Genomic DNA, 25,223 nt, shown 5'->3' with positions numbered 1-25,223 from the left:
GGACGAGATCGAATGTATGCCTTGATCGCCTTGCCCCTGCTCATCGTCCTGATGGGGCTGGGGCTGCCCGTCGCCTGGTCTTTCGCCGGGGTCCTCGCCTACCTGACATGGGTCTATGACGCGAACCTCAACACCCTGATGCTTCAGGGGTTCCGGTCGCTCAACTCCGTCGTGCTCGTGGCCCTGCCGCTGTTCATCCTGACGGGCTACCTGATGCAATCCGGGGGCATCGCGCAACGCATCATCGCCTTCGTCAACCGCCTCGCGACCGGCCGCGGCGGGATGGGCACGGCCATGGTGCTGTCGTCCAGCATCTTCGGCGCGATCTCCGGAACCGCCACGGCGGCCATCGCCTCGATCGGGTCGATCATGACCGAGCCGCTGGTCGCCCGCGGCTATCCGCGCGGCCGCATCGCGGCGCTTCTGGGCATCTCCTCGCTGCTGGGCATCCTGATCCCCCCGTCGATCACCATGATCCTCTTCGCCGTCGTGACCCGCCAGTCGGTCGCGGCCTGTTTCGCGGCCACGATCGGGCCGGCGATCATCCTCGTCATCGGCCTCATCCTTTACAACCGGTTCCTCGTCGGCCGGGCCTTCGAGGAACTTCCCTCTGCCGAGGTCGACAGCCAGAGCTTCGGCCGCGTCACGCTCAACGCCCTGCCGGCCCTGTCGCTGCCCGTCATCATCCTCGGCGGCATCTACGGCGGCATCTTCACCCCGACCGAAGCCGCGGCCGTGGCCGCCGTGGCGGCGCTCGTCGTGGGCGGCCTGATCTACCGCGAATTCACTTGGGGCAGTCTAGGCCGAAGCGTCATCGGCGCGGCCGAGACGACCGGATCGATCATCCTCATCCTGCTGTTTTCCTTCATGATCTCGCGCATCATGGCATTCGAGCGTATCCCCCAGGACCTGACCGAAGCGATCCAGTCGGTCGTCACCAGCCCGATCGGTGCGCTGCTCGTGGTGAACCTCGTGCTGATCATCGCCGGTGCCCTGATGGATGACGTCTCGGTCACCGTCGTCATCGCGCCGCTCTTCCTTCCGCTGATGGTGGCCAACGGGGTCGACCCGGTGCATTTCGCCGCCATCGTCGCCTGCTCCGTGGTGATCGGGGCGAACAGCCCGCCGGTAGCGCCAACGCTCTTCCTGTCCTGCAAGATCTGCCGGGTGCCGATTCTGCAGGCCGTGATGCCGGCGCTGGGGCTGATGGGGTTCGTGGCCCTGCCGGTGTTGTTGCTGACAACCTTCTGGCCCGATCTCTCGCTGACGATCCCGCGTCTGCTGGACCTGATGTAAACGGGTTTCGGTCAGTTCCTTGCACACCGCGGCGCGCTTGCATTTCCCGCAAGCGTGTGCCACGCCCGTTGCGACAGGCAGCCACGCAACAGCTACCCCCAATCCAATAATTGACCTTCTGGGGGAAGACCATGCGCAGAGTGACGCCCAATGCCGCGTTTGTTGTACTGATCGGGACAGGCGGGGCCTTCGCCCAGGCGCCGGAACCCTTCGTGCTCGGCACGATCTACATCGGCTCCGACGCCACGTCCGAAATCGGCATCGACAACGAAGACCTGACGCGAACCACGCCCAAGGACCTGCAGGAGGTGTTCAAGTCCGAACCCTCGGTCTCGGTCGGAAGCTCGCTGCCCATCTCGCAGAAGATCTACGTCAACGGCGTGGAAGAGAACAACCTCAACGTCACGATCGACGGCGCCCGCCAGAACAACCGCATCTTCCACCACAGCGCCACCACCTATATCGACCCCGAACTGCTCAAGGCCGTGCGGGTCGACCCGGGCGTCGCACCGGCGGATGCGGGCCCCGGCGCGATGGCGGGTGCCATCGCCTTCGAGACGAAGGACGTCAACGACCTGCTGGAAGAGGGCCGCACCTTCGGTGGCCGGTTCATCACCGAGTACCAGAGCAACGGCAACGTCTTCACCAACAGCCTTGCCATTTTCGGCGTCACCGGCGGGTTCGAGTACCTCGCCTTCGGCAAGTACGCCGATGGCGGCCTGCGCGAGGACGGCGATGGTGTGGATATCACCGGCTCGGGCACCCAGCTCACCAGCGGGCTGGCCAAGGTTGCCTATAACGGCGCCAATGGCAGCCGGCTCGAGCTCAGCTACGAGAACGTCCGCGACGACGCGCAGCGCCCCCTGCGGGCCGATTTCGCCGGGCTGCGGGGCATGTTCGCCACCCGGACCTACACGCTCGAGCGGCAGAACCTCGTCCTGTCCTACGAGTTCGGCAACACCACCGACATGTGGAACCCCACGGTCCAGATCGCCTACAACTCCACCGACCTCTACACCGGCCCCATGCCGGGCAGCACCGATGCCTATTCCGGCGAGACCACCAGCTTCACCGGGAAATTCGTGAACGAGTTCACGGTCTCGAACGGCACGGTCAAGGCGGGCGCCGATTTCTACAGCGACGTCGCGGACATCAACGGCGAGGGCACGGCTGTCTTCTTCGCGCGGGAGAAAGCCAATAATTTCGGCCTTTTCGTGCAGGCCGAGCTCGACGTGACCGATCGGTTCCGCCTCTCCACCGGCGCCCGCTACGACTTCCAGGAATTCGAGGGACTCGACGGCACGACCTACGACAATGACGGGCTTTCCGCCAACATCTCCGGCGACTACGACGTCTCCGACGCGGTCACGCTCAGCGCTGGCGCCTCGCATGTCTGGGGCGGCATCGCGCTGGCCGAAAGCTTCCTCTTCGACCCGGCCTGGACCTATCCCGCCTCGATCGAGCCTGTCACGTCCGAGAACTATTACCTCGGCGCCAATGTCCGGCTGGGGAACTGGGACCTGAACGCCCGGCTGTTCAAAACCAACATCGACAACGCCCGCACATTGCTCGACCCGGCGACCGGTCTGTTCGGCGCTTCACCGGGCCTCGTCGCCGATCTCGACACCGAAGGTTTCGAGGTCAGTGCCGACTACAACTGGTCCACCGGCTTCGCGCGCATCGCCTATGCGAACATCGACAACAAGATCAACGGCGGCCCGGCCGACAGCTACATCGGCCGCTACCTGACGACACCGCTTGGTGACAACCTCGTTCTCGAGGTGGCGAACACGTGGGATCCGCTCGGCCTGACCCTCGGCGCCGACGCACAGCTGGTCTTCGACGAATCCGCCGCAGGGGCCCCGGGCGGCAAGCTCGGCGGGTTCGAGGTGTTCAACCTGTTCGCCGAATACACGCCGCGCCGGATGAAGAACCTGACGATCCGGGCGGAAATCGACAACCTCTTCGACGAAACCTACACGGAACGCGCGACCTATGGTCAGGAGTTCGCGACCGTCACCCCCCTGAAAGAGCCGGGCCGCTCGTTCAACCTTCGGGCCTCGCTCCGGTTCTAGGTCTGATCTCCCGCCCCCGGCCTTTGGCAGGGGCGGGGCCGCCATGTATCGGGTCCTCGCCTCGCTGCCGTTTCGGCGTCAGAACCCGCTGATATCCGGCAGCCACGTCGAAATGAACGGCAGCAGGGTGATGAGCAGGAGCGCCGCGGCCAGCGCCATGAAGAACGGCGGCATTTCCCGGATCAGGACCGAAGGTTTCAGCCGCACGGTCGAGGACACGACGAAGATCAGGCTGCCCACCGGTGGCGTGGTCAGCCCGAGCGTCAGGTTGACGATCACGATGATGGCGAAGTGGTTCGGGTCGATCCCGAGCGCAAAGCTGATCGGCGCCAGGATCGGCACAAGGATCATCACCCCCGGCAGCGGGTCCATGAACAGCCCGAAGGCCAGCAGCAGCAGGTTCACCGCCAGCAGGAACACGATCGGCGCCAGGTCCCATGAAATGATTGTCTCGGCCAGAAACTGTGGCACGCTCTCGATGATCAGCACCCAGGCGAAGGCCCGCGCCGCGCCCAGGATCAGCAGCACCGCCCCCGAGGTCAGCGCCGCCCGCAGCACGATCCCCGGCAGGTCGCGCAGCCGCAGAGAGCGATAGATGAACATCCCCACCAGAAGCGCGTAGAACACCGCGATGACCGACGCCTCGGTCGGTGTGAAGATACCGAAACGGATGCCGCCCACGATAAGCACGATCAGCGTCAGCGCGGGCAGGGCATAAAAGGCGATCCGGCCGATCTCGGCCAGCGGCGGCATCGGCTCGCCCGAGGCATAGTTGCGCAGCTTGCTCATCCGGGCATTGGTCAGAAGCACCAGAACCGTGATCAGCAGCCCCGGCAGCACGCCGGCCATGAACAGCGACCCGACCGAGACGTTCTGGTCCTGCATCGCGTAGATGATCATGGTGATCGAGGGCGGGATGATCGGTCCGACGACCGCGCTGGCAATGGTCAGGGCGCTGGCATAGGGCCGGTCATAGCCGCCCTTTTCCATCATCCGGATCATCATTGTCCCGGGCCCCGCGGCGTCGGCCAGCGCGCTGCCGGAAATGCCCGCGAACATCGCCGAGCTGATCACGTTCGCATGGCCCAGCCCGCCGCGCATGTGCCCCACAAGCGATTGCGCCAGCCTCAGAATGGCAAGTGTCACCGCCCCCCCGGTCATGATCTCCGAGGCGAGGATGAAGAACGGCACCGCCAGTAGCGGAAAGCTGTCGAGCCCGGCGAACATCTCCTTCACCACCACCAGCGGGTGATAGCTCGAGGCCAGCGTGATCGCGGCGAAGGCCGCGATTGCCATGGCAAAGGCGACGGGCAGGCCAAGGGCGAGCAACAGGAACAGGGCCGGGAAAAGGATCTCAGCCATTGGCGCCGCCAGTGACCATTTCATCCGCCCCCGAGCCGTCGAGCGGCTTGTACTCGCCAGCGCTGATGAAGGGGCGGGCGATCAGCAGGAGATGCACGATCAGCAGGGCGAACCCCACGGGCATCGCGGCGTAGATATACAGGAACGGAAGGCGCAGCGCCGGGGTCATCTGGTATTGCATGCGCTGCGCGTATTGCCAGCCCACGTAGACCATGAAACCGAAGAAGCCCAGCAGGATCAGCACGATGATTGCCCTGAGAACCTTCTGCCCGGTCGTGGGAAGAGCATCCTGAAGGTTGGTGATGGCGACGTGCCCTCCGATCCGCAGGATCAGCCCGGCGCCGATGAAGGTCAGCCAGATCATCAGGTAGCGCGCCACCTCGTCCGCCCAGGGCAGCGAATGCGAAGTCAGGTAGCGAAGCGCGATATTTGCTCCCACCACCAGCGCCATGGCCGACAGCATCAGGATAAGCGCCCAGCCGTTCAGCGTGACGAAGGCTCGCTCAATGCGTTTCAATGGCCACCCCCGGGATACGTGCCGGCGCCTCCGGGGCGCCGGCACCATGTTCTCACTCGAAATCGACGATCGAGTCGACGAGGTCCTTGCCGTAGGTCTCGTAATACTCCTCGTAGGCCGAGGCGATGGATTCCTGGAAGGCGGCCTTCTGCTCGGCCGACAACTCGTTCACTTCCATGCCGCGCTCCTTGAGCGTCTCGACCCCGGTGGTCTCGACATTGTCGACATAGCCGCGCATGGCGGCCACGGCCTCTGTCGCGGCCTTCTCGAACACGGCTTTCTGCTCGTCATCCAGCCCTTCCCAGAACGGCTTCGACACGATCAGCATTGCCGGCGAGTACACGTGGCCGGACAGCGTCAGGTATTTCTGCACCTCGTCCAGCTTCACCGACACGATCACCGAAAGCGGGTTTTCCTGCCCGTCGATCACGCCCTGCTGCAGCGACGAGATCACCTCCGGCCACGCCATCGGCGTCGGCGCCGCGCCCATCGCGTTGAAGGCCGCCAGGTGAACCGGGTTCTCCATGGTGCGGATCTTCAGGCTTTCGACGTCCTCGGGCGTCTCGATCGGGTTGCGGTTGTTGGTGATGTGGCGGAAGCCCTGCTCGCCCCAGGCCAGCCCGTGCAGGCCGACATCGTCGAACTTGGCAAGGATTTCCTGCCCGATCTCGCCATCCAGCACGGCACGGGCATGCTCGAGATCACGGAACAGGAAGGGAATGTCGAACACGCCGGTGTCCGGCACGAAATTGGCCAGCGTGCCCGAGGAGACGATGGTCGCCTCGATCGTGCCAAGCTGAAGCCCCTCGATCACCTCGCGCTCGCCGCCAAGCCCAGAAGAGGGGAAATGTTTGAATTCGAAAGCATCGCCGGCCTCGGCCATGACGACCTCTTCGAACTTCGCGGCCGCGACGCCGTAATGGCTGTCAGGGGCCAGCGCATAGCCGATCTTGACTTCGGTCTGCGCGAAGGCCGGCAAGCCCATCGCAAGGAAAATGCCGGTCGAAACCAGCCCTCGGGTCATAAACGTCATGGATCATCCTCCCGTTGAACGTTTGCATTTGCTACACAGGTATTTTTTCAGTGGCAACCCTGCGACATCCGGGCCGCCAGCGTCCGTGTCAGGTGTTCGTTTCCTTCCTGAACAGGCGCACCAGCTCAGGCACGTAAGCCTCTCCGAAACCGGCCTCGACCGTCTCGGCGAGGGCCGCCGACACTCCGTCGGCAACAACCTTGCGCGCGCCCGAGGAGTCCGACATGGCGCGGTAATAGTCAATGTCCTTCTGTGCGTTGGCCACGAAGAAGGGCAGGGCGTCGCGATCCTCGGCGACGATGTAGGGCGCCAGCCGGTCCAGCGCGGCGCTCGCCCCGCCACCCCCGGCCAGCACGTCGACGAACACTTGCGGGTCTACCCCGCTGTCGGCGGCCTGCGCGGCGGCTTCGGCCAGCAGGGTCATGAACCCGACCGACACGTAATTGTGCAAGAGCTTCAGCCGGTGGCCATGCCCCAGCGGCCCGACATGGTCGACCTTCTCGGTAAACGCCGCCAGCACCGGCCGCACCTTCTCCAGCACGTCCCGTTCCCCGCCCACCAGCAGGTTCAGCGTGCCCTGATGCGCATGCGTCGCCGTGCGCGTCATCGGCGCGTCGAGGTAATCACCACCCGCCTGCCGCACGATCTCGCCCATTCGCAGCGTCGAGTCGGGCAGCGCGGTCGAGCAATCCACCACCACCGCGCCGGGGCGCAGCGCAGCTGCCAGCCCGCCCTCGCCGGTGACGATCGCCTCGACCTGCGGCGAGCCGGTGACGCAGAGGATCACCACGTCCGCCGCCGCCGCCACCTCGGCCGCCGTGGCACAGGCCCGCGCTCCGAGCGCGACGATATCCTCCGTCGGCTGGTTCCCCGGATGCTCGAGAAAGCTCAGCCCGAACTTGCCGCGCCCGATGACGTTGCGGGCGATGCCGTGGCCCATGAGCCCCACGCCGATGATACCGACTTCCATCATTCCGATCTCCCTCCGTTTCCGAACCGCTCAGTCCGCGTTGATCCAGATCGCCTTGGTGTCCAGGTATTCTTCCATGTGCTCGGTGCCCCCCTCGCGGCCATAGCCCGACATCTTCACCCCGCCGAAGGGCACCGCCGGGTCGATGGCGTGGTACATGTTCACCCAGACTGACCCGGCCTTCAGCCGGTGCGCCAGCTTGTGCGCTGTCCCCAGGTGGGTCGAGAAGACGCCGGCGGCCAGCCCGTAGGGCGTGGCATTGGCGCGCGCCACGACCTCGTCGATGCTGTCGAAGGGCAGGGCCGAGATCACCGGCCCGAAAATCTCTTCCCGCGCCACGGTCATCTGGTCGGTCACCCCGCCCAGCACCGTGGGCTGGTAGAAATGCCCGCCGTCAAGGCCCGGCCCCTCGGCCCGTGCGCCGCCGGTCAGCACCTGCGCGCCCTCCTGCGGCCCCTTGGACAGGAAACCGGCAATGCGCTCGGCCTGCCGGGCCGAGATGATCGGGCCGATATCGGTATCCTCGCGGATGCCATGCCCGATGCGCAATGCGGCGGCATAATCGGCCACCCGGCGCACGAACTCGTCATGGATTTCCCGGGCCACGAACAGCCGCGACCCGGCGATACAGATCTGCCCGGAATTGGCGAAGACCGCCATCGCGGCCACGGGCACGGCCTTCTCGATATCGGCGTCCCGGCACACGATCACCGGGGATTTCCCGCCAAGTTCCAGCGACACCCGCTTCAGGTTGCCGGTCGCCGCGCGGGCGATGGCCTGCCCAGTGGCGGTTGAGCCGGTGAAGACGATCTTGTCGACGCCCGGATGCGCGGCCAGCGCCGCGCCGGCCTCCGACCCAAGGCCGGTGACGATGTTCAGCACCCCGTCCGGCAGCCCCGCCTCCTGCATGATCCGCGCGATCATCAGGACGGTCAGCGATGCCTCCTCCGACGGTTTCAATACCACGGTGCAGCCGGTCGCGATCGCCGGCGCGATCTTCCAGATCGACCCGGCGATCGGCGCGTTCCACGGAATGATGGCGCCGACCACGCCGACCGGTTCCCGCACCGTCTGCGAATAGATCTCGCCGGGGAAGGAGTTGGGGATCGTCGCGCCGTGGATGGCCACCGCCTGCCCGGCATAGAAACGCAGCATGCCCAGGACCCTGCGGCTGTTGGCCAAAGTGCGCTGGATCGGCATCCCCATGTCCAGCGTGTCCGACAGGCACAGGCTTTCCCATTCCGCCTCGAACCGGTCGGCGATGCGCAGCAGAAGGTTCTGCCGCTCGAACGGCGTCCACTTCGCCCACGGGCCTTCGAAAGCGGTGCGGGCGGCGGTGACGGCGGCGTGGATGTCGGGGGTGGTGGCGCGGGGGACGGTGGCGAGGAGGGAGCCGTCGGCGGGGTTGCGGGCGTCGATGGTTTCGCCGGATTGCGCGTCGCACCACTGACCGCCGATGAACATCTGGCGGGGGGTGCCGGGATAGAGGGTGGCGGCGGCGGAAGACCAGTCTTTCATGAGGATTTCGCTTTGTTCGGGGCAGGATCAGCGGCTGTTTACACCGGCGGTTCGAGGAAAGGCCAGCCGATTTTGACGGCCCGGTTCCGGGCGACAGGTCCTGCCTTCCGGCGCCGAAATGTCACGTCGGTATCACGTCGGTATTTTGTCGGTATCACGTCGGTGCATGTTTCGGTGCGCCCGCGGGGCCGTGCCCCGCCGAAGACGGTTTGAAACGGGCGGCGCAGATCTTAGGGTGGCGGGCAGGACAAGGCTGAGGATCGAGACATGCGGTGGCGGCAACTGACGGCATTCCGGGAAACGATGGTGACGGGCACGGCCAGCGGCGCGGCAGAGATCATGGGAATCTCGCAGCCCGCCGTCAGCCGGCTGATCGATGCGCTGGAGGAATCGCTGAGCATCACGCTGTTCGACCGGCGCACCGGGCGCATGGTGCCCACGCTGGAGGCCCGGCTGTTCTACGCGGAACTGCAGAATGCCTTTGCCGGGTATGACAGGCTGGTCGCCGCGGCCGAGGATATCCGGCTGGGCCGCCGCGGCTCGCTCCATATCGCGTCGATGCCGGCGCTGGGGCTGAACTTCCTGCCCGACGCCATCGCCCGGTTCCGCAAGGTTCAGCCCGACGTGAAGATCCGCTACGACCTGCAACTGTCGATGCGGGTCGAGGAATGGGTCTCGTCGCAGCAGGTCGATCTCGGGCTGGCGGAGTTCCCGTTCGAGCGGCCGGGCATCGAGCGGGAGAGTTTCTGCGAAACGCCCTACGTGATGGCGATGCCGGCCGATCACCGGCTGAGCGGCCGCTCGGTCGTGACGCCCGGAGACCTTGAAGGTGAGCGGATGGTCAGCCTGAGCCCGGAGACGGTCGCCCGCCGCCTGCTCGACACGTGCCTGGCGGAGGCCGGTGTCACGCCGCAATTCGTCTGCGAGACCACCTACGCGGCCGGGGTCTGCGCGCTGGTCATGCGCGGGCAGGGGATCGGGCTGACGGACATGTTCACGGTCACGGATTTCGCCGGAACGGGAATCGTCTTCCGGCGTTTCGAGCCGGAGATCCTGTTCCGTGTCGGCGTGCTCTACCCGCGGCACCTTCCACGGTCCCGCGCGACGGGGGAATTCATGACGACATTGCGGGCAAAACGGAATGAACTGCTGTCCGGAGCCCAGCAATTACTGGCCCTATAACATAACAACATACAGCGTGAACCGGACGTAATTTGATCGGGAGGCATGGCTCTGCAATCCTTCCCGCCATGCTCGAACATCGCTCCCCCTCCGAACAGATCAAGGCCCTCGACGGGCAGGTTTTCGATGTCGTCGTGATCGGCGGGGGCGCCGTCGGATGCAGCGCCGCCCGCGAGGCCGCGGCGGCAGGCTACTCGGTTCTGCTGGTCGAGAAGGGCGATTTCGCCTCCGGCTCGTCCAGCCGGTCGAGCCGGCTTCTGCATTGCGGCCTGCGGTATTTCGAGGCCCCGAACCCGGTTGCCTACTTCGCCCGCCATCCGGGGCGTTTCCTGACGTCGCTGAGCATGGCCCGGCAGGGGATGCGCGAGCGGCGGGAGATGGTGCTGACATCGCGCGAGCGGGTCACGCCGATCGACTTCTTCTTCCCGATCTACGCGGACGGCCCCTATCGCCCGTGGCAGGTCGACATGGCCTTCAGGCTGCTGAAGCGGCTGGCGCCGGGCGATGTCCCGCTCGATTACAACCGGTTGAAAAAGCCCGAGGCGCTGCAAAAGCCGATGGTGGCGGCGCTGGGCAACCGGGACAGGCTGGAAGGTGCCGCGCAGTTCACCGAGTACCAGTTCAACTGGCCCGAGCGCATCTGTCTCGATGCCGTGCTCGATGCCGAGGAGGCGGGCGCGGTGGCGCTCAACTACACCGAGGCCCGGATGGGCGATATGCAGAACGGCACCCGGAAGGTCACGCTTCTTGGTGAGAACGGCGCGCGTGCCACCGTGCGCGGCCGCCGGATCATGGCGATGTCGGGGATCTGGATCGACAAGGTCCTGTCGGGGCCGGGCAAGCCCGCCGCGCGCAAGATCTTCGGCACCAAGGGCGGCCATATCGTCATCCGCCTGCCGGAGAAATACCGCGGGCAGGGGGTCTCCACGATAAACAGCTGGGGCGAGCCGTTCTACTGTATCCCGTGGCATGACCTGCATTACATCGGCCCGACCGAAACGCCCTATGAAGGCGATCTCGACGATATCCATGTCGACGAAAACGACCTGGAGTTCCTGCTGTCCGAGGCGGCGTCGTTGTTCCCCGGGCTGAACGTGACGCGGGACAAGGTGATCCGCACCTGGGCCGGGGTCAGGCCGCTGACCTACGATCCGGCCCACCCCAAGGGCAGCCGGGCGCGCGAGTTGCACGACTTGGGCCGCGAGGGGCTGGAGGGCGTCTACGCGATGACGGCCGCCCCGGTGATGAGCCACCGCGACTCGGGCCGGAAGATCACGGATGTGCTGCGCAAGGAGCTTGCGCCGTCGGGCGCGCCGAGCGCGCTGTCCTATCGGCCGCGGATGCCGATTGAGAACTCCAACACGCAGCCCATCGCCGACGGGGCCGGCTACACGCTGGCCGATGTCCGCCACGCAGTGCGGCACGAACATGCGCGCACGCTTCTGGACGTGCTGTTCCGGCGCAGCGGTGTCGGCCTGCGGCACTGGTTCGGCGATGCCGAGATCGCCCGCGTCGCCGAGGAAATGGGCGCCGAGCTGGGCTGGACCGAGGCCGAGCGCCAGACAGAGATCGACCGGTACAAGCGGGAGGTTTCCCGCCTGTACGGCGTCCCAAACCGCCGGGACAAGGCGGATATCAACCACGATGCAACTATCCAACAAGGAGAAAGAGCATGACACGCTCCACTACGATTTCCCGCCGCTCGCTGCTCAAGTCCGGGGCGGCCGCGACGACCGTGGCGATGGTGCCCTTCTGGGCCGGCGCCGCGCAGGCCTCCTGTTCCACGCTGCGGGCGGGGATCACCGGCTACAACGTCATCAACACGCTCGACCCGGGCCAGATGACGCTGATCCCCGAGGCCTACATGGTCTGGGGCATCTTCAACTGCCTGCTGAAGTTCGACGAGGAGATGAACATCGTTCCCGACCTGGCCGAAAGCTACGAGTCGGTCAGCCCGACCGTGCTGCGCTTCAAGCTGCGCGAGGGGGTCAAGTTCCACGATGGCGAGGAGATGACCTCGGAAGACGTCAAGTTCACCTTCGACCGGCTGCGGGACGAGGCGTTCGGTTCGCCGCACCGGTCGAAGTTCAGCGCCATCACCGAGATCCGGACGCCGGACGACTATACCGTCGAGATCGAGACGGAGGAGCCCTTCGCGCCGATGCTGAGCTACCTGACGAACACCCGCACGGGCAGCCAGATCGTGCCGAAGCATATCCTCGAGAACGGTTCGAACGAGGAGTTCGCCTCGAACCCGGTGGGCACCGGCCCGTTCAAGCTGGTGAGCCACGAGCCGGGCGCGTCGCTCGAGCTGGCGGCGCACGGGGACTATTTCGAGGAAGGCCTGCCCAAGGTGCAGACGGTGGAAGTGCCGCTCATCGCCGAGGAATCGGCGGGTGTGACCGCGCTTCTGGGGGGCAGCATCGACGTGACCAGCACCGCGCCCTTTGCCGACGTGCCGGAACTGGAAGAGGATGACCGCGTGCAGGTTCTCAAGCAGGCGGGGACGAGCTCGCGTTTCGTGAGCCTCAACAACTCGGTCGCGCCGTTCGACGACGTGCATTTCCGCCGGGCGCTGTCCTACGCGTTCGACCGGCAGGCGATGGTCAACGTGGTGCTGTTCGGCGAGGGCCGGGCGGCGAACGGGATCATCCCCAGCTCGATCTCCTGGGCCGCGACGCAGGAGACGCCGGAGCTGGTGACGCTGAACCAGGAGAAGGCGCTGGCCGAGCTGGAGAAATCCAAGTACGGCGCCGGGACCGAGGCGACCGTGCTGACCTGGGGGTCGAGCTGGTGGAAGCGGTTCGCCGAGGTGTTCGTTCTGCAGGTGAACCAGGTCCTGGGGGTGAATTTCACGGTCGAGGTGTCGGATTCCGGCACGGTCTACCAGCGGATGCAGACCGGGGACGTGCAGGCGTCGATCTGGGGCTGGCTGGGGCTGGTGGACCCGGATGAGTATGCCTACGAGATCTATCACACGGACGGGGCGCGCAATTTCGAGCATTATTCCAACCCCGAGGTGGACAAGCTGCTCGAAGCGGCCCGGCGGGAGACCGACCTCGAGGCGCGCGGGGCGCTGTATCGCGAGGCGGAGGCGCTGGCGATCGAGGATTGCCCGGTGCTGCCGTGTTTCGAGAGCAACGTGCACAACCTGCTGGCGCCCGACGTGGACGGGTTCGTGCAGCTGCCGTACTCGGCCTTCGGGGCGCAGCTTGCGGCGGTTGGAAACTGCTGAGCCATTCGCCTGACAAGGCCCCCCGCGCACCTGTCGCGGGGGGCCGCTGACCGACGGACCAAGCCAGATGCCCTCTAGCCTGAAATATTTCCTGACCCGCCTGTCGGGGTCGCTTGTCACGATGCTGGTCGGCACGATCGTCGTCTTCCTCGTGATGAAGGCCGCGCCGGGCGACCCGGCGCTGATCGTGCTGGGCGACTACGCGACCGACGAAACCGTGGCGGCGTTCAACCGGAAACACGGCCTCGACGCCCCCTTGATGGCGCAATATCTCGACTGGCTCGGCGGGCTGGTGCGGTTCGATTTCGGCCAGTCCCTGTCGGTTTCGGCCGGCGAGAATATCGGGGACCTGCTGCTCTACCGCCTGCCGAACACCATTTTCGTGGGTGTTTATGCCATCCTGATCGCCGTCACCCTGTCGCTTGTCCTGGGCACGCTGGCCGCGCTGAACCGGGGCACGACGGTCGACACCTCGGCCACGTCGCTGGCGGTGCTGGGCGTGTCGATGCCGGATTTCTGGTTCGGCTACATGCTGATCCTTGGCCTGTCGATCGGGCTGGGATGGTTTCCCTCCTACGGGTTCACCCCGCCGTCGGACTCGCTGGCCGGGGCCTTCTACTCGGGCTTCCTGCCGGCGCTGGCGATCGCCGCGCCGATGGCGGCCGTCTTCACCCGCACCTTACGCACCGCGCTGATCGAGAACCTCGACCGCGAGCACGTGATGGTGGCCAAGGCGATGGGGCATTCCGGGCGGTTCCGCTTCCTGCACCACGTCTTCCGCAATTCGCTGATCCCCTACATCACCGTCGTCGGGTTGCAGATCCGCTATCTTTTGGGCGGCGTGGTCATCATCGAGCGCATCTTCGGCATCAACGGCGTGGGGTCGCTGATGGTCGAGGCGGCCTTTGCCCGCGATTTCTTCGTGGTGCAGGCCTGTGCGGTCGTGTTCCTCGGCATCGTGCTGGCGGTCAATTACGTGGTCGACCTGATCTGCGCCATGCTTGACCCGAGACGCGTGAGGTAATCCCGATGAAACTCAAGCATTTCCTTCACAACCGCACCGCGCTGGCCGGGCTGACGATCACCACGCTGTTCCTGCTGGCGGTGTTCTTCGGGCCGATGCTGTCGAAATGGAGCAGCAACCAGCACGATTTCATGAATGCCCTGCAGCCGCCGTCCTGGGCACATCCGTTCGGCACCGACAGCCTTGGGCGCGACGTGATCACCCGGGTCCTGGAAGGCGCGCGCATCTCGCTTCTGATCAGCGTCTCGGGCGTGTTCGCGGCGATGGTGTTCGGGATCACGGCGGGGCTCTACTCGGGTTTCCACGGCGGCTGGATGGACGTGATCGTGATGCGTGTCGTCGACCTGCTGTTCGCCTTTCCGGCCTTCGTGCTTGCGCTGTTCCTGATGGTGGCCCTTGGCTATGGCGTGACCAACGTGGCCCTGGCGATCATGCTGGTCTACCTGCCCATCTTCGCCCGCATCACCCGCAACATGACCGAGACGGTGCGCAACGACGCCTACGTGCAGGCGGCGCAGGTGATGGGGCAGGGCACCCCGCGCATCCTGTTCCGCGAGATCCTGCCCAACATCTCGGCGCCGATCCTGGTGCAGGCCACCATCGCCGTCGCCTTCGGCATCGTGATCGAAAGCGGGCTGTCCTTCATCGGGCTGGGCGTGCAGCCGCCGACCCCGTCGCTGGGCGTGATCATGGCCGACGGGCAGGAGTATTTCCGCCGCTCGCCCTGGGTTCTGACGCTGAGCGGGCTGTCGGTGACGGTGGCGCTGCTGGGGCTCAACCTGCTGGGCGACGGCATCCGCGACCTGTCCGACCCCCGGCTGAAAGTGAGGGAATGACGATGACCGAGACATTGCTCGAAGTGAACGACCTGAACGTGGCGTTCCGGCTGGCCAGTGCCAACCTGACGGTATCGTCCGACGTGTCCTTCTCGGTCGACCGGGGCAAGGTGCTGGGCCTGATCGGGGAATCCGGCTCGGGCAAGACGGTGACGTCGAAGGCGATCCTGCGGCTTCTGCCGAAGAACGCCAGCCTCGAGGCGAAGGCGATCCGGTTCAAGGGCCGGGACATCAGCACGCTCACCGAGGCCGAGTTCAACCGCCTGCGCGGCACCGAGCTGGCGATGATCTTCCAGGACCCGGTGGGCTCGTTCAACCCGGTCAAGACGATCGGCTGGCATTTCCGCACGGTGGGCAAGCTGCATCGCGGCGCCGGTGCCCCGCGCGGCGAGATCATGAAGGAGGCGAAGGAGGTGCTGGCCAAGGCCGACATCGCCGACCCCGAGAACGCGCTGCGGAAGTACCCCCACCAGATGAGCGGCGGGATGCTGCAACGCTGCCTGATCGCGCTGGTGATGTTCTCCAAGCCCTCGCTGATCGTGGCGGACGAGCCGACGACCAACCTCGACAACCTCGTCGAGCGCCAGATCCTCGACCTGTTCGACAAGCTGCGGCGCGAGACCGATGCCTCGTTCATCTTCATCACCCACGACATGACCATCGCCGAGATGATCAGCGACAGCGTGATCGTCATGTATGCCGGCCAGATCGTCGAGCAGGGCCCGACCGAGGCGCTGATGCGTCGCCCGCAGCACCCTTATACGCAAGGGCTGGTGCGGACAGCGCGCGAGCTTGAGGGCGAGGTCGAGACGCTGACGGAAATCTCGGGCGAGATCGGCACAGGGGTGCACCCGGAGAACCGCTGCCGTTTCGCGCCGCGCTGCCCGCTTTATGAAAAGGCCTGCGACCACGCCATCGCGCTGCGGCCGGTCGAGGGGCACGGGCTGGTGCGCTGTATCAAGGCCGGGCAGGGCGCGGCGAACGAGGTGACGCCATGAGCGGATTGCTGGATTTCCACGACGTGGTCGTGACATTCGCGGCCTCTGCCGGGATGATGTCGCGCCTGCGCGGCAGGACGACCAGCTTCAACGCGGTCGACCACGTGAGCCTGTCGGTCGCGCGGGGCGAGATCCTTGGCATCGTGGGCGAGTCGGGCAGCGGCAAGACGACGATCTGCAAGGCCGCGCTGGGGCTGCATTCGGTGGCCGGCGGCGCGGTGACGCTGGACGGCAAGCCCGCGCGGCTGAGCGACGGGACGCTGCAGATGGTGTTCCAGGACCCGCTTTCCTCGCTCAACCCGCGCCAGACGATTGCCGAGGCCATCGCGATCCCCCTGCGCCTGCACGGGCACGCCGGGCGGGGCAGCATGGCCGAGGCGATCGACGCGCTGCTCAAGGACGTGGGGCTTGGCGCGCAGTTCCGGAACCGCTTCCCACATGAACTGTCGGGCGGGCAGCTTCAGCGGGCGGCCATCGCGCGGGCGCTGGCCACGAACCCCAGGGTGCTGTTCGCCGACGAGGCGGTGTCGAAGCTGGATGTTTCGGTGAGGGCGCAGATCCTCAACCTGCTGAAGCGGCTGCGCGACAGTCACGACCTGACCATCGTCTTCGTGACCCATGACCTGCATGTGGCGCGGTTCCTGTGCGACCGGATCGCCATCATGTATTTCGGCAAGCTGCTGGAATTCGGGCCGACCAGGGCGGTCTATGCCGATCCGAAGCACCCGTATACGCAGGAGCTTCTGGGCACGCTCGACCACGAGCGCAAAAGCGTGGCCAGCACGCGGGACGTGTTCAACCCGCTGACCGACGACCGGCGCGCCTGCCGTTATCTCAACCGCTGTCCGCACGCCATGGCGGCCTGTGCCGAGCGCCACCCGGATTTCCGCGGCACCGGGCCGGGCCACGCGACGGCGTGCTACCTGTACGAAGAGGCCGAGACATGACGAGGGGAAAACGCACCGCGCTGATCACCGGGGCCGGCAAGGGGATCGGGGCCGCCATCGCCGCCGAGCTTCGGGCGGCGGGCTGTGCCTGCACGATCACCGGGCGGTCGGCGGAACGGCCGGAGGGGCTTGACGGGGCGATCGGGTACCTACCGCTGGACTTTCTCGACCCGGCCAGCCGGGCGGCGGCGATCGGGCATGTGGAGACGGTGCTGCGGCCCGATATCCTGATCAACAATGCCGGCATCAACCTGAAGGGCGCGATGACCGAGACGGATGACGACCGGCTTGGCCAGATCCTCGGGACGAACCTCGAGGGGCCCTATGCCCTGACCCGGGCCTGCCTGCCGCACATGATGGAAAGGGGCTGGGGGCGGATCGTCAACATCACCTCGATCTGGAGCGTGGCGGGCAACCCGCTGAACACCGCCTATTGCGCCTCGAAATTCGGGCTGGACGGGCTGAATGCCGCGCTGGCGGCGGAGGTGGCGGGGAAGGGCATCCTGGTGAACGCGGTGTCGCCCGGCTACACGCTGAGCGAGACGATGCGCGGGAAATACAGCCAGGAACAGATTGACCAGGCGTCGCAGCATATTCCCGCCGGGCGGCCCGGCCGCCCCGAGGAGGTGGCCAGGCTGGTCGCCTTCCTGGCGAGCGACGCCAACAGCTACATCGTCGGCCAGAACATCTGTGTCGACGGCGGCCTGACGCGCACCTCGCACCCGTTCAACCGGCTTGGGTAAGGCGTTGAAATATTGAAGAGTTCGAATTCCATGGAGAGCCACATGCTACAGGGTGATGTCCCCGCCCAGACCCGGCGGACCGATCCGCTGCTGACCCCGCTGAAGATCAGGGGGCTGGAACTGCGCAACCGGATCATGTCGACCAGCCATGCCTGCGGGCTGCAGGTCGACGGGTATCCGCAGGACGCCTACCAGGCCTATCACGAGGAGAAGGCGCGCGGCGGGATCGCGCTGTCGATGTTCGGGGGGTCGTCGAACGTGGCGCCGGACAGCCCGAACATCTTCAACCAGCTCAACGTGGGCGTCGACGGGATCATCCCGCACCTGCAGCGCTTTTCCGAGCGGATGCACGCGCAGGGGGCGGCGCTGATGTGCCAGATCACGCATCTCGGGCGCCGCGCCCAGCCCTATGACCAGGACTGGCTGCCCGCCATCGGCCCCTCGCCGTTGCGCGAGACCCTGCACCGCGCGATCCCCCGCGAGATGGACCGGCATGATATCGACCGGGTCGTGAAGGCCTATGCCGCGGCGGCGAAGCGCTGCGAGGAGGGCGGGCTCGACGGGATCGAGACGCTGTCGGGCGGCCACATGATCGGGCAGTTCCTGTCGCCCAAGACCAACCTGCGCACCGACGGGTTCGGCGGGTCGCTGGAGAACCGCATGCGGTTCGCGCTGATGGTGCACGAGGCGATGCGCGAGGCGACGAGCAGCGATTTCATCATCGGCATCCGCTGGGTCGTCGACGAGGGGATCGATGGCGAGCTGACGCCCGAGGAAAGCCTCGAGGCCGCGCGGCGGCTTCAGGAAACCGGCACGATCGATTTCTTCAACGCCATCTATGGCTCGATGGACACGCTGCGCGCCCTGACGAACGAGAACATGCCGGGCATGGGCACGCCCATCGCGCCATGGGTCGAGGCCGTCGGCCGGTTCAAGCGCGAGGTCAACCTGCCAGTCTTCCATGCCGCGCGGATTTCCGACCTTGCCTCGGCCCGGCACGCGGTCAGCGAGGGGCATATCGACATGGCGGGCATGACCCGCGCCCAGATCGCCGATCCGCACCTGGTGGCGAAACTCGCCGCCGGGGAGGAAGAGCGCGTGCGCCCCTGCGTCGGTGCCCAGCATTGCCAGTCGCAATACCGGCCGAAATGCCTGCACAACGCCGTGACGGGCCGCGAGACCTTCCTGTCGCACAAGGTGGAACCTGCGGCCGACAAGCGCCGGGCGGTGGTGGTTGGCGCCGGGCCGGGCGGGCTGGAAGCGGCGCGCGTGCTGGCGCTGCGCGGCCACGAGGTGACGGTGCACGAGGCCGCGCCGCGCGCCGGGGGGCAGGTGATCCTTGCCTCGGAAGGCTGGCGCCGCGACCTGACCGGCATCATCGACTGGCGGCTGGCCGAGCTGGAGCGGCACGGCGTCGAGATCCGGTACAACGATTTCATGGACGAGGCTTCCGTGGCGGCGCTCGACCCCGACCTTGTCATCCTTGCCACCGGCGCGCTGCCGCAGACCGATTTCGGCATCGGCGCCGACCTGGTGGTCAGTGCGTGGGACATCATCGGCCGGCAGACCCAGCCCGCCGAGAGCGTGCTCGTCTGGGACGGCACCGGCCGCCACCCGGCGCCGATGGCCGCGCGCATCGCGAAAGAGGCCGGCGCCGAGGTGACCTTCACGACGATCGATGGCGGGTTGGGGCAGGACCTGACCTATGCCGAAACGACGCGCTGGAAGACCGAGTTCGCCAAGATGGGGATCGAGCCGAAGATCGACCAGCGGCTGATTTCCGTCGAACGCAAGGACAACCGGCTTGCGGTAACGCTGCTGAACGAGCTGACCCGGCAGGAGCTGCATCACGTGGTCGACCAGGTGATCGTCGACATGGGCACGATTCCCGACAACGACATGTTCGAAGCGCTGCGCGGGCAGGCGGGCAACGAGGGGGTGACGGATTTCGACGCCCTGCTGGCCAGCCGGCCGCAGCCGCGGGCCCGCAAGGGGTATGAACTGCACCGGATCGGTGACGCGCTGACCAGCCGGAACGTCCATGCCGCGATTTACGATGCGTTCCGGCTTTGCCACGTTGCATAGGCCGCGGATCGCGTGCACCTTCGGGCGGACATGGCGGGACATCTGGGCCGTGGGGTCGAGGCCCCACTGCTCGAACAGGAAGGGAAACGGATGAAACTGAGCGATTTCAAGGCGTTGACATTTGACGTCTACGGCACGCTGATCGACTGGGAAAGCGGGATGGTCGAGGGGTTGAAGCCGCTCACCGACAAGGTCAGCCGCAACCTGACGCGCGACGACATCCTCGAGGCGCATGCCTATTACGAGTCGACGACCCAGCGCTGGACGCCGTCGAAGAAATATTACGACCTGCTGGCCGTGGTCTATCGGCGGCTGGCCGAGGAATGGGGGGTCGAGGTCACGTGGGAGGAATGCGCCGCCTACGGCACCTCCGTCCGGCACTGGCCCGCCTTCGACGACAGCCGCGAGGCGCTGGCCTATCTCAAGCAGCATTACAAGCTGGTGGTGCTGACCAACACCGACAACCTCAGCTTTTCCGGCTCGAACGCCCGGCTGGGCGTGCATTTCGACGGTGTCTATACCGCCGAGGACGTGGGCAGCTACAAGCCGTCCGACCGGAATTTCGACTACATGCTGGAGACACTGGCCCGGCAGGGGATCGGCAAGGGCGACATCCTGCACACCGCCGAAAGCATGTTCCACGATCACCAGTCGGCCAACAAGTACGGGCTTGCCAATTGCTGGATCTACCGGCGGCATGACAAGGAAGGCTTCGGCGCGACGATGAACCCGGGCGAGATGCCGAGCTACGATTTCCGCTTCAACAGCATGATGGACATGGTCCGCGCCCACCAGGCGGAGCAGGGCGGCACGGCCTGAGGGGCGTGCCATGGCCCGGACGCGGGCAGTGGACGGACCGGTGCCCGGTTGCCCTGGCGCGGGGCCGGGTCCGGCTTGACCTTTCGCTCGGAGTCAATCCGGTTTAACTTACCTGAAAGGAAAATTTCTCTTAATGGTGAGCGACCGGCATGAGCTATCTGGTGGATGACGAACAGGATATCGCGGATGCCGGTATCGGCCTGTGGAACGAGGAACGCCCGGAGATCGACACCTCCGGCAAGGCCATCACCGGCCGCATCCTGCGGCTGAACGAGATTATCCTCGACCGGATGAACGAGACCACGCAGAAATTCGGGGTCAAGTATTCCACCTATGCCGTCATCGCCACGCTGCGCGCCTCGGGCGAGCCGTACCGGATGACGCCGAAGGCGCTGCAGTCGACCATGCTGATCAGTTCGGGCGGGTTGTCGAACCTGATGCGCAAGATCGAGGAGCAGGGCTATATCCGGCGCTCGATCGACCCCAAGGACGGGCGGGGCGTGCTGGTCGAGCTGACGCCCGAGGGGTTCGCGCTGAGCGAGGAGGCGATGCCGGTGCAGGCGGCGACCGAGCGCAACATGGTGCGGATGCTGTCGGAGGAGGAGCAGAAAACCCTTGTCGACCTGCTGCGGCGGATGGTGCTGGTGAACTCGATGGGCACGCGGGGCTAGGGTTTCTTCGGTTAACTCCCTCATTTCACCCGGAAATCTTTCAGGTATCTTTAATGAAAGAAAAAACTGGACAGGTCCAGTCGAACCGGTCACACTGATGTCATAAATCAACCAACGGGGAATACGATGTCCAAGCTCATGTTCACCACCGCCCTGACCGGCGCCGCGCTTGCCGCGCAGGTCGCGGGCGCCCAGGAAGTCGTCGTCGGGATGTTCGGCGGCAGTTTCGCCGAGGCCGCCGCGGAATGCCACGTCGCGCCTTTCGAGGAACAGACGGGTGCCAGTGTCATCACCCAGAATTCCAACTCTTCTCAATTCGCGGCCCAGGTCCGCGCGACTGGCGGCGACAGCGATTTCGACGTGGTCTATATCGACAACTCCTTTGCCGAACAGCTTGCCGCCGAGGGCCTGCTGCAACAGCTCGACATGGAGAAACTGTCGAATTCCGGCGATCTCGTGGATGGTGCCGTGGGGGCCGACGGCCATTACGTGCAGTACCAGTGGGGCGCGACCGCGCTGGCCTACAACCCCGAGGCGTTCGACGAGAAGCCGACAAGCTGGAGCGCCGTGTTCGACGCGGCCAATGCCGGGAAAGTGGCGCTGCCGGATATCTCGGGCACCGCGGGTGTGCATTTCCTGATCGCCGCGGCGCGGCTGAACGGCGGGGATATCGACAACCTCGACCCGGGCTACGAGGCGATCAAGGGGATCACCGAGAACGTGGCGGCCTATTACACGCAGGCGGACCAGATCATCTCGATGTTCGAGCGGGGCGAGATCACGATCGCGCCCTGGTATCCCGACCGGGCGGCTGCGGCGGCCGATGCGGGCGTGCCGGTGGCCATCAGCTATCCGGAAGAGGGCGCCATCGGCATCAAGGTCACGATGATCATTCCCGAGGGCGCCGCCAATTCCGAGGCCGCCTATACCTATATCGACAACGCCCTGTCGGCCGAGGCGCAGACCTGCTTTGCCAACAAGATGTACGCGGGGCCGGTGAACACCACCGTCACGCTGGACGGCGCCGCGGCCGAGGCGGTTCCGCCGGAGATGTTCGAGACGCTCTACTTCCCCGATCCGGCCGTCATCGCCGAGAACGTGGCCGACTGGCGCCGCCGCTGGCAGCGCGAAGTCACCCGCTGAACCCAGACCCGTGTTCCGGACCCCGCGCCGCGCGGGGTCCGGCCGACCTCCACAGACGGAGTGCGCCTTGTCTTCTCTCGCCATCCGGGACCTGACCAAACGCTACGACGACACCGCCGTGGTGAACACCGTTTCCCTTGACGTGGCCGAGGGGGAGTTCGTCTCGCTGCTCGGGCCGTCGGGCTGCGGCAAGACGACGATCCTGCGCATGATCGCGGGCCTGCTCGAGCCGAGTTCGGGGTCCATCCTGATCGGCGGCGAGGACGTGACGCGCCGGCCAGCCAACCGGCGCAATATCGGGCTGGTCTTCCAGTCCTATGCGCTTTTCCCGCACCTGACCGTGTTCGAGAACGTGGCGTTCGGCCTGCGCCGACAGGGCGTGCGCGGCGGCGATCTCGACACCCGCGTCAAGGAGGCGCTGGCCCGCGTTCGGCTTGACGCCCATGCCGACCGCTTCCCGCGCCAGCTTTCGGGCGGCCAGCAGCAGCGCGTGGCGCTGGCCCGCTCCATCGCGCCGCGCCCGTCCATCCTGCTTTTCGACGAACCGCTCTCGAACCTCGACGCGCAACTGCGCGAGGAGATGCAGATCGAGCTGAAGCGCCTGCAGGCCGAGCTGGAGCTGACCTCGCTTTTCGTGACCCATGACCAGCACGAGGCGATGTCGCTTTCCGACCGGATCTGCCTTCTGGCCGGCGGCGACATCCAGCAGCTCGGCACCCCGGAAGAGGTCTATTTCAACCCCGCCAACGCCTTCGTGGCCGGCTTCATCGGCAGCCCCAACAAGCTGGATGGCACCATGCGGGGCGGGCAGGTCGAGATCGCTGCCAACGTCCTGCTGTCGCCCGGCACGGCCGAAGGCGCCGAGGGCGCGCCGGTCAGCGTCACCCTGCGGCAGGAGGACATCGTGCTCGACCCCGACGCCGCCGACGCGCCCCTGTCGGGCCGCGTCTCGCTGCGCATCTTCGAGGGGGCGTCGGTGCAGTACCTCGTGACCCTCGATACCGGCCTCGAACTGCTGGCGCGGGTGCGATCGCAGGGACCGAAGGCCAACCTTCCCGAGGGCACGCGCGTCGGCGTCTCGGTGGCGCCCGAGCATGTCTACCTCGCCCCGCGGGTGGCCGCGTGACGATGCGCGCCCGCCCCGCCGGATACGGCCTTCTGACGCCGGTGCTTGCCCTGCTGATCGCGGGCTTCCTTGCGCCGACGGCGATCATGGCCCTGCTGAGCCTGCGGAGCTATTCGGGCATGCAGGGCTTCGGCGACGACTGGACGCTGGCCAACTACATCTTCGTTATCGGCGACCCCTATTACCTGCTGATCATCGGCCGCACGCTGATGCTTGGGCTGATCGTGACCGCCGCCTGCCTCGTGCTGGGCTTTCCGCTGGCGATCTACATCCAGCGGGCCCGGCCCGCCGTTCAGACCATCGCGATCCTGCTGGTGATCTTTCCGCTGCTCTGCAACATCGTGGTGCGCTCCTTCGGGTGGATGGTGCTGCTGGCGCCGCGCGGGCTGATCAACGAGGCGCTGATGGCGGCCGGGCTGATCGCCACGCCGCTGGATCTGATGTACAACCTCACCGGAGTCATCATCGGGCTGACGCAGATCTTCCTGCCCTTCATGGTGCTGCTGCTGATCCCCGCGCTGCAGAACATCCCGCCGGACGTCGAGGCCGCGGCCTATACGCTCAAGAGCTCGCGCCCGCGCGTCTTTCTGACCATCACCATGCCGCTGGCGACGCCCGGCATCATCACCGGCTCGATCCTCGTCTTCGTGCTGTCGATCAGCGCGCTGGTCACGCCCCGGATGCTGGGCGGGCCGACCTACAAGGTGATGGCGACGCAGATCTACGACGAGTTCATGACCAATCTCGACTGGCCCGCCGGCGCCGCGCTGGCCTTCGTGCTGACGGTGATCGCGCTGACGCTGATCTGGGGCGCCAACCGGATCGCGGCGCATTTCACCAAGGGGTTCGCAGCATGATGGCGCGCAATCCCTCGTGGCTGCTGACGCTGTCGGCGATGGCGATCCTGCTGTTCATGAACGCGCCCACGCTGGTCGTGCTCATCGCCTCCTTCTCGGCCACGGAATACCTCACGATCCCGCCGCAGGGCTGGACCCTCGACTGGTTCGCCGAGGTGCTGTCGGATGACGGCTATATCCGGGCTATCACCACCAGCCTGATCCTGGCCAGCTGCGCGACGGGCCTGTCGCTGATCCTTGGCACGGCCGCCAGCTATGCGCTGCATCACCGGATGGTGCGCGGCGGCGACGCGATCCTGTCGCTGGTCATGGCGCCGCTGGTCTTCCCGGCCGTGGTGATCGGCGTGGCGCTGCTTCAATACGTGTCGCTGCTGGGGCTGAGGGGACATTTCATCATCCTCGTGCTGGCCCACGTGCTGATCACGCTGCCCTACGTGGTGCGCTCGGCGCTGTCCTCGCTGACCGGGCTCAACCCGCAGGTCGAGGAAGCCGCCCGCGTGCTCGGTGCCGACGGGTTCACCGCGTTCCGGCTGGTGACCCTGCCGCTTCTGAAGCCCGGCCTCGTGGCGGGGGGCATCTTCTCCTTCGTCACCTCGCTCGACAACGTGCCGGTGACGATCTTCCTGCTGACCCCGCGCCAGACGACCCTGCCGGTCAAGATCTTCGCCTCGGTCGAACACGGGGTCGACCCGTCGATCGCGGCGGCCTCCAGCCTGATGATCGCGGGCACCGCGATCGTGCTGATCCTCGCGCAGCGCTGGGTCTCCTTCTCACGCTTTTTCTGAG

The 25,223-nt window shown here is 66.2% G+C and carries 22 protein-coding genes; 17 read left to right on the top strand and 5 right to left on the bottom strand.

Annotation, left to right across the window (positions count from 1 at the left end; translation table 11 throughout):
• The first annotated feature begins 12 nt into the window (after window positions 1–12).
• Both QUV18_RS07255 and QUV18_RS07250 read left to right on the top strand, forming a co-directional pair.
• On the top strand, window positions 13–1,296 hold the full coding sequence (locus tag QUV18_RS07255) for a TRAP transporter large permease (RefSeq protein ID WP_300892882.1): 1,284 nt from the start codon (window positions 13–15) through the stop codon (window positions 1,294–1,296).
• Window positions 1,297–1,427: 131 nt separating this feature from the next.
• On the top strand, window positions 1,428–3,371 hold the full coding sequence (locus tag QUV18_RS07250) for a TonB-dependent receptor (RefSeq protein WP_300892880.1): 1,944 nt from the start codon (window positions 1,428–1,430) through the stop codon (window positions 3,369–3,371).
• Window positions 3,372–3,449: 78 nt separating this feature from the next.
• Here QUV18_RS07250 and QUV18_RS07245 read toward each other — a convergent pair whose 3' ends face one another.
• The 5 genes from QUV18_RS07245 to QUV18_RS07225 form a co-directional block, all read right to left on the bottom strand.
• Window positions 3,450–4,733, bottom strand: a complete 1,284-nt coding sequence (locus QUV18_RS07245) for a TRAP transporter large permease (protein WP_300892878.1) — start codon at window positions 4,731–4,733, stop codon at window positions 3,450–3,452.
• Window positions 4,726–5,250, bottom strand: a complete 525-nt coding sequence (locus QUV18_RS07240; RefSeq protein WP_300892876.1) for a TRAP transporter small permease — start codon at window positions 5,248–5,250, stop codon at window positions 4,726–4,728. Before QUV18_RS07240 ends, QUV18_RS07245 begins: the two co-directional genes overlap by 8 nt.
• A 52-nt stretch (window positions 5,251–5,302) precedes the next feature.
• The gene (locus QUV18_RS07235; RefSeq protein ID WP_300892874.1) at window positions 5,303–6,283 is read right to left on the bottom strand and encodes a TRAP transporter substrate-binding protein; all 981 of its coding nucleotides are present in this window, start codon (window positions 6,281–6,283) and stop codon (window positions 5,303–5,305) included.
• A gap of 88 nt (window positions 6,284–6,371) precedes the next feature.
• Window positions 6,372–7,253 (bottom strand): NAD(P)-dependent oxidoreductase, encoded by an 882-nt coding sequence (locus tag QUV18_RS07230; RefSeq protein WP_300892873.1) that lies wholly within the window; start codon window positions 7,251–7,253, stop codon window positions 6,372–6,374.
• A 30-nt stretch (window positions 7,254–7,283) separates the two neighbouring features.
• Window positions 7,284–8,771 (bottom strand): aldehyde dehydrogenase family protein, encoded by a 1,488-nt coding sequence (locus tag QUV18_RS07225; RefSeq protein WP_300892871.1) that lies wholly within the window; start codon window positions 8,769–8,771, stop codon window positions 7,284–7,286.
• 267 nt (window positions 8,772–9,038) lie between these two features.
• Here QUV18_RS07225 and QUV18_RS07220 point away from each other — a divergent pair, with 267 nt between their 5' ends.
• The 15 genes from QUV18_RS07220 to QUV18_RS07150 all read left to right on the top strand — a co-directional run bounded on the left by QUV18_RS07220 (window position 9,039) and on the right by QUV18_RS07150 (window position 25,222).
• Window positions 9,039–9,953 carry a LysR substrate-binding domain-containing protein gene (locus QUV18_RS07220; RefSeq protein WP_300892870.1) on the top strand — a complete coding sequence of 305 codons (915 nt, stop codon included), beginning with the start codon at window positions 9,039–9,041 and terminating at the stop codon, window positions 9,951–9,953.
• A gap of 68 nt (window positions 9,954–10,021) precedes the next feature.
• Window positions 10,022–11,629, top strand: coding sequence for an FAD-dependent oxidoreductase (locus tag QUV18_RS07215; RefSeq protein ID WP_300892869.1), 1,608 nt, complete (start codon window positions 10,022–10,024; stop codon window positions 11,627–11,629).
• Window positions 11,626–13,188, top strand: coding sequence for an ABC transporter substrate-binding protein (locus QUV18_RS07210; protein ID WP_300892868.1), 1,563 nt, complete (start codon window positions 11,626–11,628; stop codon window positions 13,186–13,188). The genes QUV18_RS07215 and QUV18_RS07210 overlap by 4 nt, the downstream gene beginning before the upstream one ends.
• Before the next feature lie 67 nt (window positions 13,189–13,255).
• Window positions 13,256–14,212, top strand: coding sequence for an ABC transporter permease (locus QUV18_RS07205; protein WP_300892867.1), 957 nt, complete (start codon window positions 13,256–13,258; stop codon window positions 14,210–14,212).
• Window positions 14,213–14,217: 5 nt separating this feature from the next.
• On the top strand, window positions 14,218–15,048 hold the full coding sequence (locus QUV18_RS07200) for an ABC transporter permease (protein ID WP_300892865.1): 831 nt from the start codon (window positions 14,218–14,220) through the stop codon (window positions 15,046–15,048).
• A 2-nt stretch (window positions 15,049–15,050) separates the two neighbouring features.
• Window positions 15,051–16,046, top strand: a complete 996-nt coding sequence (locus tag QUV18_RS07195; protein WP_300892863.1) for an ABC transporter ATP-binding protein — start codon at window positions 15,051–15,053, stop codon at window positions 16,044–16,046.
• Window positions 16,043–16,993 (top strand): ABC transporter ATP-binding protein, encoded by a 951-nt coding sequence (locus QUV18_RS07190; protein ID WP_300892862.1) that lies wholly within the window; start codon window positions 16,043–16,045, stop codon window positions 16,991–16,993. The genes QUV18_RS07195 and QUV18_RS07190 overlap by 4 nt, the downstream gene beginning before the upstream one ends.
• Window positions 16,990–17,736 carry an SDR family oxidoreductase gene (locus tag QUV18_RS07185; RefSeq protein WP_300892860.1) on the top strand — a complete coding sequence of 249 codons (747 nt, stop codon included), beginning with the start codon at window positions 16,990–16,992 and terminating at the stop codon, window positions 17,734–17,736. Before QUV18_RS07190 ends, QUV18_RS07185 begins: the two co-directional genes overlap by 4 nt.
• 42 nt (window positions 17,737–17,778) lie before the next feature.
• Entirely contained in the window at window positions 17,779–19,821 is a 2,043-nt protein-coding gene (locus QUV18_RS07180; protein ID WP_300892859.1) for an FAD-dependent oxidoreductase, read from the top strand.
• A gap of 90 nt (window positions 19,822–19,911) precedes the next feature.
• The gene (locus QUV18_RS07175) at window positions 19,912–20,640 is read left to right on the top strand and encodes a haloacid dehalogenase type II (protein ID WP_300892857.1); all 729 of its coding nucleotides are present in this window, start codon (window positions 19,912–19,914) and stop codon (window positions 20,638–20,640) included.
• A gap of 149 nt (window positions 20,641–20,789) precedes the next feature.
• A complete protein-coding gene (locus QUV18_RS07170) occupies window positions 20,790–21,311 on the top strand; it encodes a MarR family transcriptional regulator (RefSeq protein ID WP_300892856.1) in 522 nt (173 codons plus the stop codon).
• A gap of 126 nt (window positions 21,312–21,437) precedes the next feature.
• Window positions 21,438–22,454: an ABC transporter substrate-binding protein gene (locus tag QUV18_RS07165; RefSeq protein ID WP_300892855.1), complete on the top strand. Its 1,017-nt coding sequence runs from the start codon at window positions 21,438–21,440 to the stop codon at window positions 22,452–22,454.
• 67 nt (window positions 22,455–22,521) lie between these two features.
• Window positions 22,522–23,580 carry an ABC transporter ATP-binding protein gene (locus QUV18_RS07160; RefSeq protein WP_300892854.1) on the top strand — a complete coding sequence of 353 codons (1,059 nt, stop codon included), beginning with the start codon at window positions 22,522–22,524 and terminating at the stop codon, window positions 23,578–23,580.
• A 2-nt stretch (window positions 23,581–23,582) separates the two neighbouring features.
• On the top strand, window positions 23,583–24,437 hold the full coding sequence (locus QUV18_RS07155) for an ABC transporter permease (protein WP_300893242.1): 855 nt from the start codon (window positions 23,583–23,585) through the stop codon (window positions 24,435–24,437).
• On the top strand, window positions 24,437–25,222 hold the full coding sequence (locus tag QUV18_RS07150) for an ABC transporter permease (RefSeq protein WP_300892853.1): 786 nt from the start codon (window positions 24,437–24,439) through the stop codon (window positions 25,220–25,222). Before QUV18_RS07155 ends, QUV18_RS07150 begins: the two co-directional genes overlap by 1 nt.
• Window position 25,223: the final 1 nt, after the last annotated feature.

Origin of the sequence: Roseovarius sp. (assembly GCF_030373445.1) — a bacterium.
Lineage (GTDB): Bacteria > Pseudomonadota > Alphaproteobacteria > Rhodobacterales > Rhodobacteraceae > Roseovarius.
This window is presented reverse-complemented; position numbering and strand designations above follow the sequence as displayed.